We start from the raw sequence: 15,936 nt of genomic DNA, 5'->3' as shown, positions 1-15,936 counted from the left end.
CTGATGACCAAGCTGCTCGACCGCACCAGAAACGACGCCCTGGCGTCGGTGCGCGCGCTTGGCCAGGCCGGCTGGGCGCGACGACCGTAGGCATCTTCACGATGCCCGCCGGCCCGCTGCGGCCGGACTCCCAGGTCCCTGGCTTTCCGCGACCGCGACGCCGACGCGTCCCGCTCGCCCGGTCCGCACCCGGCGCACGACGCCCCGCGCGGCCCGCATCCGGAGTTTCATCATGTTGCCCAAGAGGACAACCACGTGGGTCGACCGTCTGCTCGACCGCCTGCTGGATCTCATCCGGCTCCCCGCCGGCGATCTGCTGCGCAACCTCGTCTACCGGCGTCTGTGGACGTCGATCCTGATCAGCTCGCTGGGCGGGCAGATCACGCTGCTGGCGCTGCCGCTGACCGCGGCGGTGCTGCTGCATGCGTCGCCGACGCAGATGGGCGTGCTGACGGCGATGGAACTCGCGCCGTTCGTGCTGTTCTCGCTGCCCGCCGGCGTGTGGCTGGACCGCGTGCGCAAGCTGCCGGTCTACATCGTCGGCGAGCTCACGCTGGCCGTGGCCGTGGCCAGCGTGCCGATCGCCCACTGGCTGGGCTGGCTGGGCATGCCCTGGCTGTACTTCGTCGGCTTCCTGCTCGGCACCGTGTACACGATCGCGGGCAGCGCCTCGCAGATCGTGCTGACGCAGGTGGTGAGCCGGGACCGGCTGGTCGAGGCGCATGCGAAGAACGCCCTGGCCTCGTCGGGCGCGGAAGTCGCCGGTCCCGGTGTGGCGGGCGCGCTGATCAAGCTGGTCGGCGCGCCGCTGGCGCTGGCGGTCGACGCGCTGCTGCTGGTGGCCTCCGCGGCGATCCTGCGCGGCGTCAAGGTCAATGAGACCCTGCATCGCCTGGACGGTGCCGATTTCTGGCGCGACCTGAAGGCCGGCGTCGCCTTCGTGCGCGGCAAGCCCATGCTGGTCGCGCTGGCCTGCGCGGTCGGCGGCTGGCAGATGTTCAACCAGGCGGCGCAGGTGGTGCAGATCCTGTTCGCGACGCGCGTGCTCGGGCTGTCGGCGCAGAGCGTCGGCCTGTCCTACATCGCGCTGGGCGCCGGCACGGTGCTGGCGAGCGCCATCGGCCACCGCGTCAGCGCGCGCCTCGGACCCGGGCCTTGCCTGGTCAGCGGCTTCGCGCTGTGCGGCGTCGGCTGGGCGGCGCTGTGCGTCGCGCCGGCCAACGCCTGGGGCGTCGCGGCCTTCGCCTTCACGCTGTTCATGTTCGGCATCGGCGCGGTGTTCATCTTCATCAACTTCCTGTCGCTGAGACAGGCGGTGACGCCCGGGCCGCTGCTGGGCCGCATGACCAGCACGATGCGCTGGCTCATCCTGATCCCCGCCGGTCCCGGCGCGCTGATCGGCGGCTGGCTCGGCGAGCACGTCAGCCTGCGCGCCGCGCTGGCCTTCGCCGGCGTGGGCGCGCTGCTGCTGGCGGCGCTGGCCTGGCAGGTCCAGGCCATCCGTTCGGTGAAGGTGCTGCCCAAGGTCGAGGATGAGGAGCCCCCGCTGGGGGCCGAGGCGATGCCTGGCGTCCCTCCTGCGAGTCAGACGGGCGGCACGAACTTGCAGCCGGCCAACGGCAACTGACAGGACCGCCTTCCATCATGCGAGTCATGCCTGCCGACGACCCCATCCTCATCGACGTTCCCGAGCGCCTGGAGACCTCGCGTCTCCTGCTCCTGGCACCGCGGGCGGGCCTCGGGCCTGTCCTCAACCGCGCCGTCCTCGACGCCCAGGAGCACCTCAAGCCCTGGATGCCCTGGGCGCACGAGACGCCCAGCGTCGAGCAGTCCGAGGCGATCGCGCGGCGCATGCAGTCGCAGTTCCTGCAGCGGCAGCACCTCGCCTACTACCTGCATGAACGCGAGCCGGACGGTCAACCGGGCCGGCTGATCGGCGGCGCGGGGCTGCACACATTGGAATGGAAGGTGCGCCGCTACGAGCTCGGCTACTGGATCAGCCCGTCGCACACCGGGCGCGGGCTGGTGTCTGAGGCAGTGATCGCGTTGGCGCGCATGGCCTTCGGCCAGTTGCGTGCGCGTCGCCTGGAGATCCGCACCGATTCGCGCAATGCAGCCAGTCGGGCGGTCGCCGAGCGCTGCGGCTTCTCGCTCGAAGGGCTGTTGCGCGACGACGCGCTGAACGTCACCGGACAGCTCAGCGATACCTGCATCTACGGAATGATCTCGATCAACGAGTTGATCGATCCCTCGCGCTGAAAGCGACCGCGCGCACGGGGCGCTGCGTTGTCCGGCCAGGTCCGCCGAGGTTCCGCGATCGGCGGCTCAGGCCGTCGGGCTGAAGCGGTCGACCGCGTCGGTGATGATGCCGTCGACGCCGTTGGCGATCAGCCATTGCGCGGCAGCGGCGTCGTTCACCGTGTAGACCAGCGCCTTCATCTCGGCCTCGTGCAGGCGAGCCACCAGCGTCTGATCCATCAGCGCGTAATGCGTGATGACGGCGCGGCAGCCCAGCGACTGCGCCAGTTGCAGCCAGCCGTCGCCCTCGAGCTTGTCGAGCAGCAGACCGCGCGGCACCTGCGGCGCGGACTCGCGCGCACCGCGCAGCGCCTCCGGCTGGAAGCTGCTGAACAGCACCGAGTCCGGCGCCGTCTCTTCCCACAGACGCAGCACCTCGCCCCCGACGACCTCGCCGGTGCGGAACTCGTCGCCCGGGGTGGGCTTGATCTCGATGTTCAGCGCGTGCTGGTTGCGGCGCACGAAGGCGGCGATGGCTTCGAGGCTGGCCGGCGGTTCGCCCGCGAATGCACGGCTGTGCCAGCGGCCCGCGTCGAGCCGGGACAGTTCGCTCCAGGTCCGGTCCGCGGCGCGGCCGCGCGAGGTCGTCGTGCGGTCGAGCGTCGCGTCGTGCAGCAGGAACGGAACGCCGTCGGCGCTCAGCTTCACGTCGCACTCGAAGGCGCGGTAGCCGTGGCGCGCGCCTTCGCGGAAGGCCGCCAGCGTGTTCTCCGGCGCCAGCTTGCCCGCGCCGCGATGCGCGACCCAGAAGGGCAGCGACCAGGGCCAGTTGGTCTCGTCGTCGAGGATCGGTGTCCGGTTCGTCATGTCGTTCTCCCTGATCGTGGATCCTCGAAGCCAGGCAAGGCGCGCGCGCTCAGTCGACGCGCTGCCCCGTCGCGGGATCGAACCAGTGCAGCCGCTCGGCCGGCGCCGTCAGCAGCACCTCGGCGCCAGGTTGCGGCGGCGTGTCGGTGCCGTCGATGCGCAGCGTGAAGGCCGCGTCGCCGAGACGGCCGTACACCAGCCGTTCCGCGCCCAGCATCTCGACCATGTCCACCTTCAGCGGCCAGGCTGTGGTGTCGCCCGCGACGATCTGCCTATCGTGCGGCAGCGCGTGTTCGGGACGCAGTCCGAGGATCAGCTCGCCCTCGCGCGGCGCCGCTTGCGGCAGCGGCAGGGCGGTGTTGCCGATGACGAAACGCCGACCATCGACGCGGCCCTTGAGCAGGTTCATCGCCGGCGAGCCGATGAAGCTCGCGACGAAGGTCGTGGCCGGGCGGCCGTAGACCTCGTCGGGCGTGCCGAACTGCTCCATGCGCCCGCCGTTCATGACGACGATGCGCTGCGCCAGTGTCATCGCCTCGACCTGGTCGTGCGTGACGAACAGCGAGGTCACGCCCAGCTCGCGGTGCAGCTTCTGGATTTCCAACCGCGTCTGCACGCGCAGCTTGGCGTCGAGGTTGGACAGCGGCTCGTCGAACAGGAAGACCTGCGGATCGCGCACGATCGCCCGCCCCATCGCGACGCGCTGGCGCTGGCCGCCGGAGAGCTCGCGCGGCTTGCGCTGCAGCAGGTGCGCGAGTTCCAGGATGCGCGCGGCCTTGTCGACACGCTCGCGGATCTGCGCTTCGGACAGCTTGCGGATCTTCAGCCCGTAGGCCATGTTCTCGAACACGCTCATGTGCGGGTAGAGCGCGTAGTTCTGGAACACCATCGCGATGTCGCGGTCCGCGGGCTCGATCTCGTTGACGACGCGCTCGCCGATGGCGATCTCGCCGCCGCTGATCTCTTCCAGCCCCGCGACCATGCGCAGCAGCGTGGACTTGCCGCAGCCCGACGGACCGACGATGACGACGAACTCGCCGTCCCGGATCTCGGCGTTGACGCCGTGGATCACGGGGTTGGCCTTGGCGCCGCTGCCGTATTGCTTGACGACGTTGCGCAGGGAAATGCTTGCCATCGGAGTCTTCTCTCGTTTTACTTGTCGGCGCTTGGTGGTCGGCGATTGCTTCCCGGCGCTTACTTCTCGGCGTCCACCAGGCCCTTCACGAACCAGCGCTGCATCAGCACCACGACCAGCGCCGGCGGGATCATCGCCAGCATCGCGGTGGCCATGATGATGTTCCAGTCGTTGGCCGCGTCGCCGCCGCTGATCATGCGCTTGATGCCGATGACGACCGGGTACATCTGCTCGTCGGTCGTGACCAGCAGCGGCCACAGGTACTGGTTCCAGCCGTAGATGAACTGGATGACGAAGAGCGCCGCGATGCTGGTCTTCGACAAGGGCAGCAGCACGTCGCGGAAGAAGCGCAGCGGACCGGCGCCGTCGATGCGCGAGGCTTCGACGAGCTCGTCCGGGATCGTCAGGAAGAACTGCCGGAACAGGAAGGTCGCGGTCGCCGAGGCGATCAGCGGTACCGTCAGCCCGGCGTAGGTGTTGAGCATCTTCAGGTCGGAGACGACCTGGTAGGTCGGGCCGATGCGCACTTCCACCGGCAGCATCAAGGTGACGAAGATGGCCCAGAAGAAGAAGTTCCGCGCCGGGAAGCGGAAGTAGACGATCGCGAAGGCCGACAACAGCGAGATCGCGATCTTGCCCACCGCGATGACCATCGCGGAGACGAAGCTGATCCACATCATCTGGCCGACCGGCGCCTTGGAGCCGCCGCCGGTGTTGCCGAACAGCGCGGCCGCATAGTTGTCCAGCAGGTGCGATCCCGGCAGCAGCGGCATCGGGGACTGGACGATCTCTGCGGCGGTCTGCGTCGACGCGACGAAGGCGATGTAAAGCGGGAAGGCGACGATCAGCACGCCGAGCACCAGGATCAGGTGCGACAGCATCGTCAGGGCGGGGCGACGCTCGACCATGTCAGTACTGCACTTTCTTTTCGACGAAGCGGAACTGCAGGACCGTCAGCGTGATCACGATGACCATCAGCACGACACTCTGCGCGGCGGAGCCGCCGAGGTCCAGCGCCTTGAAGCCGTCGTAGTAGACCTTGTAGACCAGGATCGCGGTGTCCTTGCCGGGGCCGCCGTGGGTGGCCGCGTCGATGATGCCGAAGGTGTCGAAGAAGGCGTAGACCACGTTGATCACCAGCAGGAAGAACGAGGTCGGCGACAGCAGCGGGAAGGTGATCGTCCAGAAGCGGCGCCACGGGCCGGCGCCGTCGATCGCGGCGGCCTCCAGCAGCGACTTCGGGATGGACTGCAGCCCGGCCAGGAAGAACAGGAAGTTGTAGGAGACCTGCTTCCAGATCGCGGCCATCACGACGAGGGTCATCGCGTGGTCGGCATTGAGCAGGTGATTCCAGTTGATGCCCATCTGCTGCAGGCCGTAGGCGACCACGCCGATGGACGGCGCGAACATGAACAGCCACAGCACGCCCGCGATCGCCGGCGCGACCGCGTAGGGCCAGATCAGCAGCGTCTTGTAGACCGGCGCGCCGCGCACGACGCGGTTGGCCATCGTGGCCAGCAGCAGCGACACCGCCAGCCCGATCACCGCCACCAGCAGCGAGAACACCGCCGTCGTCTTGAACGAGGCGAGGTAGCTGTCGTCGTCGATCAGGTTCTGGAAGTTGGCCAGGCCGACCCACTCCGTCGACAGGCCGAAGGCGTCCTGCTGCTGCAGGCTCTGCAGCAGCGCCTGCGCCGCGGGCCAGAAGAAGAACACGCCGATCACCAGCGCCTGCGGCGCCAGCAGCAGCCAGGGCAGCCAGCGCGATCGGAACACCACGCGTTTCTGTTGGGACATCCGGGGAGGGCGTCGAAAGAGGAATCGGAAAGGGCGGGGAGACCGGAGCGCGACGGCGCCCCGGTCGGCTCAGCCGGGGGTCAGGACTTGTTGGCCTTCTGGAAGCGTTCCAGCAGCTCGTTGCCGCGCTTGACCGCGGCGTCCAGGCCTTCCTTGGGCTGCTTCTTGCCGGCCCAGACCTGCTCCAGTTCCTCGTCGATGACGGTGCGGATCTGCGCGAAGTTGCCCAGGCGCACGCCGCGCGACTTCTCCGTCGTCTTGCGGATCATCTGCTGCACGGCGACGTCGGTGCCTGGGTTCTGCTTGTAGAAGCCGCTCTGCTCGGTCAGCTCGTAGGCCGCCTTGGTCACCGGCAGGTAACCGGTGCGTTTGTGGCTCTCGGACGCGACCTCGGCCCTGGACAGGTACTGGAAGAACGCGGCCACGCCCTTGTATTCGGCCGGCTTCTTGCCGGACATCACCCACAGGCTGGCACCGCCGATGACGGTGTTCTGCGGCGCGCCGGGCACGTCGGGGTAGTAGGGCAGCGGCGCGATGCCGGAAGCGAACTTGGCGCTCTTCTTGATGTTGGCGTAGAGGCCGGAGGAGCCGGTCTCCATCGCGCACTCGCCGGAATAGAAGGTCGCGTCGGCGCTGTTGCCGCGGCCCTTGTAGACGAACAGGCCCTGCTTGGCCATGTTGGCCAGATTCTCGATGTGGCGCACGTGCAGCGGCGAGTTGAACGCCAACCGCGCGTCGAGGCCGCCGAAGCCGTTGTTCTTCGTCGCGTACTCGACGTTGTGCCAGGCGGAGAAGCTTTCCAGCTGCGTCCAGCTGACCCAGCTCGTGGTGAACGGGCACTTGTGGCCGGCGGCCTTGAGCTTGGCGGCGGCGGCGGCGACCTCGGGCCAGGAGCTCGGCGGCTTGTTCGGGTCCAGGCCGGCGGCCTTGAACGCGTCCTTGTTGTAGTGGAAGACGGTGGTCGAGCTGTTGAACGGGAAGCTCAGCATCTGGCCGTTCGGCGCGGTGTAGTAACCGGCGACGGCGGGCACGTAGGCGCCGTTGTCGAACTTCACGCCGGCCTGCTGCATGACCTGGCCCACCGGCACGATCGCGCCCTTGCTGGCCATCATCGTGGCGGTGCCGACCTCGAAGACCTGCAGGATGTGCGGCGCGTTGCCGGCGCGGAAGGCGGCGATGGCGCCGGCCATCGACTCGTCGTAGCTGCCCTTGTAGGTGGGGACGATCTTGTAGTCCTTCTGGCTGGCGTTGAAGTCCTTGGCCAGGTCGTTGACCCAGTCGCCGAGGGCGCCGCCCATCGAGTGCCACCACTGGATCTCGGTCTGCGCCGACGCGGCGGCGGGGGCGATCAGCGCGGCCAGCGCGACGGCCGATGTGGCCAACAGGGAAGTCGGGAGGTGCTTCATGGGTCTCCGATGCTCGGGGAGGGTGGTTCTGCGGTCCGCGGCGGACGTCGTCGGGTGGACGGTCCGCCGAGGGCCGGCGAGCTTATCCAGCCATTGTGACACTGGCGAACTTCCCCGCAGCCGCTGCAGCATCGCTTCGGGCGCCCCGCGTCGTTGCAAGTCCTCGCCATAGCGTTGCTATGGCTGTGGGTTGCGCCTAGCGGTGCATCCCGAATCGATGCCGCATCGGCCGCGGGGACGCCGAGGTTTATAGAGTCCCTCGCCGGGGATGGCCCTCTGGGGGTGGGTTAGGATTCCGACCATTGCCCAGACCGGGCCGGCCGCTGATCGCGGCCATTCGCGAACGCCGCTTCCATGCCCGTGTCCAGCGGGTGCGGGGACCACAAGTCCAGGGCGCTGTCCGGTCGCGGGCCCTTGCCTTCTCCGCCTGTCTTTCCAGCCTGGCATCGGTGTCCGCTCCCCTGGACGCCGGCCTGCCGCAACCCCGGTGCGCGAGCACCTGGCCGCCATGAATGCACCGCATCTGCTGATGCCCGCCGACCCCGCGATGGCCGGCGACCCGAACCAGCCGCACGCGCCCGCCGCCCGGCTGCGCGAGATTCCGTACAACTACACGTCCTTCTCCGATCGCGAAATCGTCCTTCGCCTGCTCGGCGCCCGCGCATGGCAACTGCTCGACCAGCTGCGCACCGAGCGTCAGACCGGCCGCTCCGCGCGGATGCTGTACGAGGTGCTCGGCGACATCTGGGTCGTGCAGCGCAATCCGTACCTGCAGGACGACCTGCTGGACAACCCCAAGCGTCGCGAGGCGCTGATCGGCGCGTTGCGCCATCGCCTGGGCGAAGTGCAGCGCCGCCGTCATCCGGAAGACGACGCCAAGCGCGACGCCTGGGTCGGCGAACTGCTGACCGCGGCGGAGGCGGCGGTGGCCGCGTTCTCGCACCAGTTCGAGCAGGTGGCCGAGCTGCGCAAGCGCGCGACCAAGGTCTTCGCGAAGACCACCGCCAAGGACAACATCAAGTACGACGGGCTGTCGCGCGTCGCGCACGTGACCGACGCGACCGACTGGCGTGTCGAGTACCCCTTCGTCGTGCTGACCCCGGACACCGAGGCCGAGATGGCCGCGCTGGTGGCGGGCTGCTTCGAGCTGGGGCTGACGGTCATCCCGCGCGGCGGCGGCACCGGCTACACCGGCGGCGCGGTGCCGCTGGTCTGGAACAGCGCGGTGATCAACACCGAGAAGCTCGAGGCCATGCGTGGCGTCGAGATGCAGCGCCTGCCGGGCCTGGATCGCGAGATCCCGACGATCTGGACCGAGGCCGGCGTCGTCACGCAGCGCGTGTCGGACCTGGCGGAGCTGCACGGCTTCGTCTTCGCGGTCGATCCGACCTCGGCCGAGGCCTCGTGCGTCGGCGGCAACATCGCGATGAACGCCGGCGGCAAGAAGGCGGTGCTCTGGGGCACGGCGCTGGACAACCTCGCCTCCTGGCGCATGGTCACGCCGGATGCGAAGTGGCTCGAGGTCGTGCGCGTCAACCACAACCTCGGCAAGATCCATGACGTCGAGGTCGCGAGCTTCGACCTCCACTACTACGACGCGACCGGCAAGACGCTGGAGCGTACCGAGCGCCTGGACATCCCGGGCCGCACCTTCCGCAAGGAGGGCCTGGGCAAGGACGTCACCGACAAGTTCCTCGCGGGCCTGCCGGGCATCCAGAAGGAAGGCTGCGACGGCCTGATCACCAGCGCGCGCTGGATCGTGCACCGCATGCCGGCGCATGTGCGCACGGTCTGCCTGGAGTTCTTCGGCAATCCGAAGGACTGCGTGCCGTCGATCGTCGACATCAAGGACTTCATGTTCGGCGAGATGAAGAAGCCCAACGGGGCCATCCTCGCCGGCCTCGAGCATCTGGACGACCGCTACCTGAAGGCGGTCGGCTACGCCACCAAGAGCAAGCGCGGCGGGCTGCCGAAGATGGTGCTCATCGGCGACATCGTCGGTGACGACGCCGATGAGGTCGCGCGCGCCACCAGCGAGGTCGTGCGCCTGGCCAACGGCCGTTCGGGCGAAGGCTTCGTCGCGGTCAGCGCCGATGCGCGCAAGAAGTTCTGGCTGGACCGCAAGCGCACGGCGGCGATCTCCAAGCACACGAACGCGTTCAAGGTGAACGAGGACGTGGTGATCCCGCTGCCCCGCATGGGCGAGTACACGCTGGGCATCGAGCGCATCAACATCGAGCTGTCGCTGCGCAACAAGCTGGCGCTGATCGACGCGCTGCGCGCCTTCTTCGCCGACGGCAACCTGCCGCTGGGCAAGGGCGACGACGCCGGCGAGATCCCGAGCGCGGAGCTGCTCGAGGACCGCGTGGCGCAGGCGCTGGCGCTGCTGGACGAGACCGGCCTGCAATGGCGCACCTGGATGCAGGAGCTGGACGTCCCTCGTGAAGGCGATCGCTCCTACTTCGAGCAGCTCCAGGACTACACGCTGCGCGCGAGCTGGAAGCGCCAGATCCTCAAGCCGCTGCAGGACGTCTTCGCGGGCGGCGCCTTCGCGCCGATCCTGGAGGAGTGCAAGCGCATCCACAAGGAAGTGTTGCGCGGTCGCGTCTGGGTGGCGCTGCACATGCATGCCGGCGACGGCAACGTGCACACCAACATCCCGGTGAACTCGGACAACTACGAGATGCTGCAGACCGCGCACGAGGCGGTCGCGCGGATCATGACGCTGGCGCGCTCGCTGGACGGCGTGATCTCCGGCGAGCACGGCATCGGCATCACCAAGCTCGAGTTCCTCACCGATGAGGAACTGGCGGGTTTCGCCGGCTACAAGGCCCGGATCGATCCGGAAGGGCGCTTCAACAAGGGCAAGCTGCTGCGCCCCGGGACCGGCGGCCATGGCAGCCAGACGACCTTCGCCGACCTGACCAATGCCTACACGCCCAGCTTCGGGCTGATGGGGCATGAGTCGCTGATCATGCAGCAGAGCGACATCGGCGCGATCAGCGAGTCCATCAAGGACTGCCTGCGCTGCGGCAAGTGCAAGCCGGTGTGCGCGACCCACGTGCCGCGCGCCAACCTGCTCTACAGCCCGCGCAACAAGATCCTCGCGACCTCGCTGCTGGTCGAGGCCTTCCTGTACGAGGAGCAGACGCGCCGCGGCGTGTCGATCAAGCACTGGGAGGAGTTCGAGGACGTCGCCGACCACTGCACGGTGTGCCACAAGTGCCTGAACCCGTGCCCGGTGAAGATCGACTTCGGCGACGTCACGATGAACATGCGCAACCTGCTGCGCAAGATGGGCAAGAAGAGCTTCCGCCCCGGCAATGCGGCGGCGATGCTGATGCTCAACGCGACCAACCCGGAGACGATCAAGATCGCCCGGGCGGCGATGGTCGGCGTCGGCTTCAAGGCGCAGCGCATCGCGCACAGCCTGCTCAAGCGCGTCGCGCGCAAGCAGACCGGCGCGCCGCCGGCGACCGTGGGGACCGCGCCGATCAAGGAACAGGTCATCCACTTCATCAACAAGAAGCTGCCGGGCGGTCTGCCGAAGAAGACGGCGCGCGCGCTGCTCGACATCGAGGACAAGGACTACGTCCCCATCATCCGCAATCCGCAGAAGACCTCGGCGGAAGCGGAGGCGGTCTTCTACTTCCCGGGTTGCGGTTCGGAGCGGCTGTTCAGCCAGGTCGGCCTGGCGACGCAGGCCATGCTCTGGCACGCCGGCGTGCAGACCGTGCTGCCGCCGGGCTACCTCTGCTGCGGCTACCCGCAGCGCGGGTCGGGTCAGTTCGACAAGGCCGAGAAGATCATCACCGACAACCGCGTGCTGTTCCATCGCGTGGCCAACACGCTGAACTACCTCGACATCAAGACGGTGGTGGTCAGCTGCGGGACCTGCTACGACCAGCTCCAGGGCTACAAGTTCGAGGACATCTTCCCCGGCTGCCGCATCATCGACATCCACGAGTACCTGCTCGAGAAGGGCATCCAGCTCGACACCAAGCAGGCCTACCTCTATCACGATCCCTGCCACTCGCCGATGAAGCTGCAGGATCCGATGAAGACCGTCAAGGCGCTCGTCGGCCCCGAAGTCATGAAGAGCGAACGCTGCTGCGGCGAGAGCGGCACGCTGGGTGTCACGCGACCGGATGTGTCGACCCAGGTCCGCTTCCGCAAGGAAGAGGAACTGCGCAAGGCGGAGACGCAGCTGCGGGCGGCGGGCAAGGTCGGCGCCGAGGAGAATCTCAAGATCCTCACCAGCTGCCCGTCCTGCCTGCAAGGGCTCAGCCGCTACGGCGACGATCTGCAGAACGGCCTGCTCGAGGCGGACTACATCGTCGTCGAGATGGCCCGCAAGATCCTCGGGGAGAACTGGATGCCCGAGTACGTGGCCAAGGCCAACAACGGGGGCATCGAGCGGGTGCTGGTCTGAGGACCTGAGCCGCCGACGCGCCGACGCGACGTCGGCGCGACGCCAACGAAAAAGCCCGCCGGAAGGCGGGCTTTGCATTGGGGCGGTGCGGTGCGTGTCAGACCCGGAACTGCCCGACCTGCGCGACCAGGCGATGCGCCTGTTCCCGCAGGCTTTCCGCGGCGGCGGTGCTTTCCTCGACGAGCGCGGCGTTCTGCTGCGTGCCTTGGTCGAGCTGGGCCACCGCGCCATTGATGCGCGTCACGCCCTGGGACTGCTCCCGCGAGGCGGTGGAGATCTCGCCGATGATGTCGGTCACCCGCTTCACGCTGGTGACGATGTCCCGCATGGCTTCGCCGGTATCGCCGACGAGCTTGGCACCGGATTCCACGCGTTCGCCGCTGGTGGTGATCAGTCCCTTGATCTGCTTGGCGGCTTCCGCGCTGCGCTGGGCGAGGTGCCGGACTTCGGCGGCGACGACCGCGAAGCCGCGACCTTGTTCACCGGCACGCGCGGCCTCGACCGCGGCATTGAGCGCCAGGATGTTGGTCTGGAACGCGATGGAGTCGATGGTGCCGATGATGTCGCCGATCTGCCGGCTGGCGGCGGAGATCGCGTCCATGGTGGTCACGACCTGGGCGACGACGTTGCCGCCGCGCTGCGCCGCGCGGTCGGACTCGCCGACGAGCTGATGGGCCTGCGCGGCCGACGCGGCGGTCTGGCTCATGGAGCTGGCGAGCTCTTCCAGCGCGGAGGCGGTCTCCTGCAGATGGCTGGCCGATTGCTCGGTCCGGGCCGACAGGTCGCGGCTGCCGGCGGCGACCTCCGCCGAGGCGGTGCCGATGGAATCGCTGGCCTGGCGCACCTCGTTGATGGTGCGCGAGAGCTGCAGGCGCATGCGCTCGACGCCCGCGGACAGGGCGCCAAGGTCGTCCTGCTGACGCACGATCACCGGGCGGGTCAGATCGCCGGCCGCGACCGCGGCGACGGCCTCGTTCAGGTCCGCGAGCGGCTGCCCGACCCAGCGTCCCAGCATCCAGGTCACGCCCAACCCCAGCAGGACAACGGTCGCGAGCATCAGTCCCCACAGCACCCACAGCGTGGTGTTGTGGGCCGCCAGCGCCTGCGCCCGCGAGGCCTCGGCGATCACCCACCAGCCGGTGGCCTGAGACTTGCGCGCCACCGCGAACGCGTCCTTGTAGTTCTCGCCGTAGACGGCCTGGACCGTCTCCAGCACGCCGTCCTGATCGTCGACGAGCGCCTTGACGTACTGCTCGGCCTGGTCGGCCGGCATCACTTCGGACAGCTTCTTGCCCTGGGCGCGCGGGTGGGCGCGCAGCAGCGCGTCAGCCGGCGTCTTGCCGGGATCGAGCAGGTACAGCCCGCCGGTGTCGTAGAGCTTGACCGCGTCGGCCATCTTCACGAGCTCCTGCTGCAGTCCGCGCATGTCGAAGCCGATGAACAGGATGCCGACGACCTTGCCGTCCGCGTCCTTGATCGGCGAGTAACGCGTCATGTAGGGCAACTTGAACAGCGTCGCCGGGCCCACGTACGTGTCCCCCGCCGAGAGCTTGCCGAAGGCGGCGCCGGCGCGGTCCAGCGTCGTGCCGACGGCGCGCGAGCCGTCTTCCTTCTTCAGCGAGGTGGTGATGCGGATGAAGTCGTCCGTGCCCTTGCGCGCGAAGATCGTCGCCACGCCGCCGGTGCGGCGGGTGAAGCGGTCGACCGCGTCGAAGTTGCCGTTGAGCTTCTGGCCGTTGAAGGCCAGTTCCCCGTCGCCCGCGAGCGTGAAGGTGCCGCCTTCGAAGTCGCCGGCCAGCACGTCGTACAGCCGGTTCGCCGAATCCCGCGCCGTCCGGTCCAGGGCATCCGCGACGCGCGCCACCGACGTCGCCTCCGCCGACATGTAGTCCTGCGTGCGCTGCCGCGCCTGATTGGTGAGCACCCAGGACAGGGCACCGCAGATGACGATCAGAAGGACCGCGATCGCGGCACTTGACCAGATGGAGACGCGACGGGCCACCGTCGCGCGCACGGCGTTGTTGTTGTTCATGACCGGACGGCTCCGCGATGAGGCGGAACTGGAGTGATGGTGGAGGTCTCCTAGCGCGTCGTTGTCATTTTGTCTTTGCGCTGGGTCAAACTGTATTGCGTATGACAGCCTGTCAGGGCGTTTCGTTTATCGCCCTTCAAGGGATAACCCGTGGCTATTTCACGGTCACGTGGAGTAATGAGTCCGGTCTCCCTCAGAGGAGGACAGCGCTATCACCTCCCAGGAGGTGACCGACCGGACGGTCGGCTCTCCCGGCCGGCGCAACGGCTCACTCCGCCGAGATGCCGCGGCTGCGGATCAGCGCATGCCACTTCTGGGTTTCGGACTGGATGAAACGTGCCAACGCGGCGGCGTCGCCCGGCGCGACTTCGAGGCCGAAATCCTCCAGCTTCGCTTTCAGTTCCGGCTGTGTGAGCGCCTTCCCCAGCTCCGCGCCCAGCCTCGCCACGATCGCTTCGGGCGTGCCCTTCGGGACGAAGAGACCCTGCCAGGCGCTGACGTCGACGCCGGTGACGCCGGTCTCGTCGAAGCTGGGCACGTCGGGCAGCGCGGCAATGCGTTTGGGCGCGAGCACCGCCAGCGCCTTCAGCTTGCCGGCGCGCAGGTGCGGCAGGGCGGCGGCGGTGTCGAGGATGCCCATCGGCACCACGCCCGCGATCAGGTCCTGCGTCGAGAACGCCGTGCCGCGATAAGGCACATGGACGATGTAGCTGTTGGTGCGATCCTTCAGCAGCTCCATCGCGAGGTGATGCGGGCTGCCGACGCCGGGCGAGGCATAGCTGTACTTGCCGGGTCTGGCCTTGATGGTATCGAGCCACTGCTTCGCCGAGCTGAAGCCGGCGTTGGGGTTGACCACCAGCAGCAGCGGGAAGCGGGCCATGAAGCCGACCGGCGCGAAGTCCGCCGGCGAGTAGGGCAGCTTCTTGTAGAGCGCGCTGTTGAACACCATCGCGCCGTTGTCGCCGGTGAGGATGGTGTAGCCGTCAGGCGGCGATTTGGCGGCGTTGTCGGTGCCGATGATCCCCGCCGCGCCGGGCTTGTTGTCGATGACCAGCGTCTGCCCCAGCGCCTTGCCGAGCACCGGCGCCAGTTGGCGCGCCAGGAAGTCGGAGCCGCCGCCCGCCGGGTAGGCGACGACCCACCGGACCGGCTTGGACGGCCAGGCCTGCGCGCGCGCGGTGGCGGGCCAGCCGAGGGCGCCGGCGGTGGCGCCCAGGGCACCCGTGATCAGCAGGGAACGGCGCGCGGCGTCGGTGGAGCGGACGGGCATGGATGGGGTCTCCGGGTTGTCGTGCCGGCCATCCTAGCCAGCCGCCGGAGAAGACCCCTCCCGGAACAACCCGATCAGCGCCCGTCGACCATCGCCGCGCTGGCTGCGCCGCCCGTCGATCCTGCCGCCGGCGGTGCCATCTCGAGCAGCGCGATGCGGCCGCTCATGTCGTCGCGCGAGTCCTCGTTGCGGAACGACACCTGCATCACGTAGAGCGTGTCGCGCGCCGCGCCCTGGCATTGCAGCGCGCGCACGGCCCGGCGCAGCGGGGTGCGATAGGCGAGGGGGCCGCGGTCCTGCACCTCGCTGATGACGTTGCCGTTCAGCCGGAAGCTGACCGTGGAGAGGCCTTCCTTGCCTTCGATGAACTGGACCCGGCCCAGGCGGTCGCCCAGCGCCTTGTCCACACCGGGGCAGGTGGCGCGCACGTCGGTGCGCGGGATCTCGCCCGGGCGGCGGCCGGAGATCTCGACGCGCTGCAGGTCGTCGGGCGCCGCCTGCGCGGCGCCCGCGGTCAGGATGGCGAAGACCGCGCCGGCGGTGAGACGGGCGGCGGCGCGGAGGAAGTTCGTGGGGGCGTGGCGGACGGGGCGGGTGGTGGCGTGCATGTCGTGCTCCTGTGGGCTGAGGAACCGTCGCGGCCCGCGTCTCGGTGGCGGAACGATCGGTCTTTTTTCAGCGTAGGCAGCGCGAGGGCCTCGACCAAGCGGCGCGCGACCAAGCGTCGAAGCCGAGGGGCGGAGCGCCGGAATTCCGCGA

General features: G+C 68.6%; 11 protein-coding genes. 3 read left to right on the top strand and 8 right to left on the bottom strand.

Annotated elements, in window-relative coordinates:
- Nucleotides 1–232 precede the first annotated feature (232 nt).
- Both AC07PR_RS15560 and AC07PR_RS15555 read left to right on the top strand, forming a co-directional pair.
- Nucleotides 233–1,627: an MFS transporter gene (locus tag AC07PR_RS15560; protein WP_495135794.1), complete on the top strand. Its 1,395-nt coding sequence runs from the start codon at nucleotides 233–235 to the stop codon at nucleotides 1,625–1,627.
- Between the two features lie 17 nt (nucleotides 1,628–1,644).
- Nucleotides 1,645–2,259, top strand: a complete 615-nt coding sequence (locus AC07PR_RS15555; protein WP_495135793.1) for a GNAT family N-acetyltransferase — start codon at nucleotides 1,645–1,647, stop codon at nucleotides 2,257–2,259.
- Between the two features lie 66 nt (nucleotides 2,260–2,325).
- On the opposite strand, the gene ugpQ is transcribed toward AC07PR_RS15555, so the two are convergent.
- The 5 genes from ugpQ to ugpB form a co-directional block, all read right to left on the bottom strand.
- The gene (gene ugpQ / locus AC07PR_RS15550; protein WP_483109028.1) at nucleotides 2,326–3,105 is read right to left on the bottom strand and encodes a glycerophosphodiester phosphodiesterase; all 780 of its coding nucleotides are present in this window, start codon (nucleotides 3,103–3,105) and stop codon (nucleotides 2,326–2,328) included.
- 49 nt (nucleotides 3,106–3,154) lie between these two features.
- On the bottom strand, nucleotides 3,155–4,240 hold the full coding sequence (locus AC07PR_RS15545; protein WP_495135792.1) for a sn-glycerol-3-phosphate import ATP-binding protein UgpC: 1,086 nt from the start codon (nucleotides 4,238–4,240) through the stop codon (nucleotides 3,155–3,157).
- A 59-nt stretch (nucleotides 4,241–4,299) separates the two neighbouring features.
- Entirely contained in the window at nucleotides 4,300–5,148 is an 849-nt protein-coding gene (ugpE, locus tag AC07PR_RS15540) for a sn-glycerol-3-phosphate ABC transporter permease UgpE (RefSeq protein WP_377157252.1), read from the bottom strand.
- Between the two features lies 1 nt (nucleotide 5,149).
- A complete protein-coding gene (gene ugpA / locus AC07PR_RS15535) occupies nucleotides 5,150–6,037 on the bottom strand; it encodes a sn-glycerol-3-phosphate ABC transporter permease UgpA (protein ID WP_495135791.1) in 888 nt (295 codons plus the stop codon).
- An 80-nt stretch (nucleotides 6,038–6,117) separates the two neighbouring features.
- Complete coding sequence (gene ugpB / locus AC07PR_RS15530) at nucleotides 6,118–7,443, bottom strand: sn-glycerol-3-phosphate ABC transporter substrate-binding protein UgpB (RefSeq protein WP_377157250.1); 1,326 nt, start codon at nucleotides 7,441–7,443, stop codon at nucleotides 6,118–6,120.
- A gap of 508 nt (nucleotides 7,444–7,951) precedes the next feature.
- Here ugpB and AC07PR_RS15525 point away from each other — a divergent pair.
- Complete coding sequence (locus AC07PR_RS15525) at nucleotides 7,952–11,875, top strand: DUF3683 domain-containing protein (RefSeq protein WP_495135790.1); 3,924 nt, start codon at nucleotides 7,952–7,954, stop codon at nucleotides 11,873–11,875.
- Nucleotides 11,876–11,972: 97 nt separating this feature from the next.
- Here the strand turns inward: AC07PR_RS15525 and AC07PR_RS15520 are convergent, their stop codons facing one another.
- The 3 genes from AC07PR_RS15520 to AC07PR_RS15510 all read right to left on the bottom strand — a co-directional run bounded on the left by AC07PR_RS15520 (nucleotide 11,973) and on the right by AC07PR_RS15510 (nucleotide 15,785).
- Nucleotides 11,973–13,907: a methyl-accepting chemotaxis protein gene (locus tag AC07PR_RS15520; protein ID WP_377157246.1), complete on the bottom strand. Its 1,935-nt coding sequence runs from the start codon at nucleotides 13,905–13,907 to the stop codon at nucleotides 11,973–11,975.
- A 268-nt stretch (nucleotides 13,908–14,175) separates the two neighbouring features.
- Nucleotides 14,176–15,177: a Bug family tripartite tricarboxylate transporter substrate binding protein gene (locus AC07PR_RS15515; protein ID WP_483109035.1), complete on the bottom strand. Its 1,002-nt coding sequence runs from the start codon at nucleotides 15,175–15,177 to the stop codon at nucleotides 14,176–14,178.
- Between the two features lie 74 nt (nucleotides 15,178–15,251).
- Nucleotides 15,252–15,785: a hypothetical protein gene (locus tag AC07PR_RS15510; protein ID WP_495135789.1), complete on the bottom strand. Its 534-nt coding sequence runs from the start codon at nucleotides 15,783–15,785 to the stop codon at nucleotides 15,252–15,254.
- Nucleotides 15,786–15,936 lie beyond the last annotated feature (151 nt).

The sequence above is a fragment of the Roseateles sp. GW821-FHT09H11 genome, from assembly GCF_059415845.1.
The sequence above is the reverse complement of the archived record's forward strand: the minus strand, read 5'-3'. Positions and strand labels throughout refer to the sequence as shown.

Bases quoted from the DNA above. Each gene is read 5' to 3' on its own strand.
- AC07PR_RS15520 (WP_377157246.1), bottom strand. From the start codon at position 13,907: ATGAACAACAACAACGCCGTGCGCGCGACGGTGGCCCGTCGCGTCTCC.
- AC07PR_RS15510 (WP_495135789.1), bottom strand. From the start codon at position 15,785: ATGCACGCCACCACCCGCCCCGTCCGCCACGCCCCCACGAACTTCCTC.
- AC07PR_RS15525 (WP_495135790.1), top strand. From the start codon at position 7,952: ATGAATGCACCGCATCTGCTGATGCCCGCCGACCCCGCGATGGCCGGC.
- ugpA (WP_495135791.1), bottom strand. From the start codon at position 6,037: ATGTCCCAACAGAAACGCGTGGTGTTCCGATCGCGCTGGCTGCCCTGG.
- AC07PR_RS15560 (WP_495135794.1), top strand. From the start codon at position 233: ATGTTGCCCAAGAGGACAACCACGTGGGTCGACCGTCTGCTCGACCGC.
- ugpE (WP_377157252.1), bottom strand. From the start codon at position 5,148: ATGGTCGAGCGTCGCCCCGCCCTGACGATGCTGTCGCACCTGATCCTG.
- ugpQ (WP_483109028.1), bottom strand. From the start codon at position 3,105: ATGACGAACCGGACACCGATCCTCGACGACGAGACCAACTGGCCCTGG.
- AC07PR_RS15545 (WP_495135792.1), bottom strand. From the start codon at position 4,240: ATGGCAAGCATTTCCCTGCGCAACGTCGTCAAGCAATACGGCAGCGGC.
- AC07PR_RS15515 (WP_483109035.1), bottom strand. From the start codon at position 15,177: ATGCCCGTCCGCTCCACCGACGCCGCGCGCCGTTCCCTGCTGATCACG.
- AC07PR_RS15555 (WP_495135793.1), top strand. From the start codon at position 1,645: ATGCGAGTCATGCCTGCCGACGACCCCATCCTCATCGACGTTCCCGAG.
- ugpB (WP_377157250.1), bottom strand. From the start codon at position 7,443: ATGAAGCACCTCCCGACTTCCCTGTTGGCCACATCGGCCGTCGCGCTG.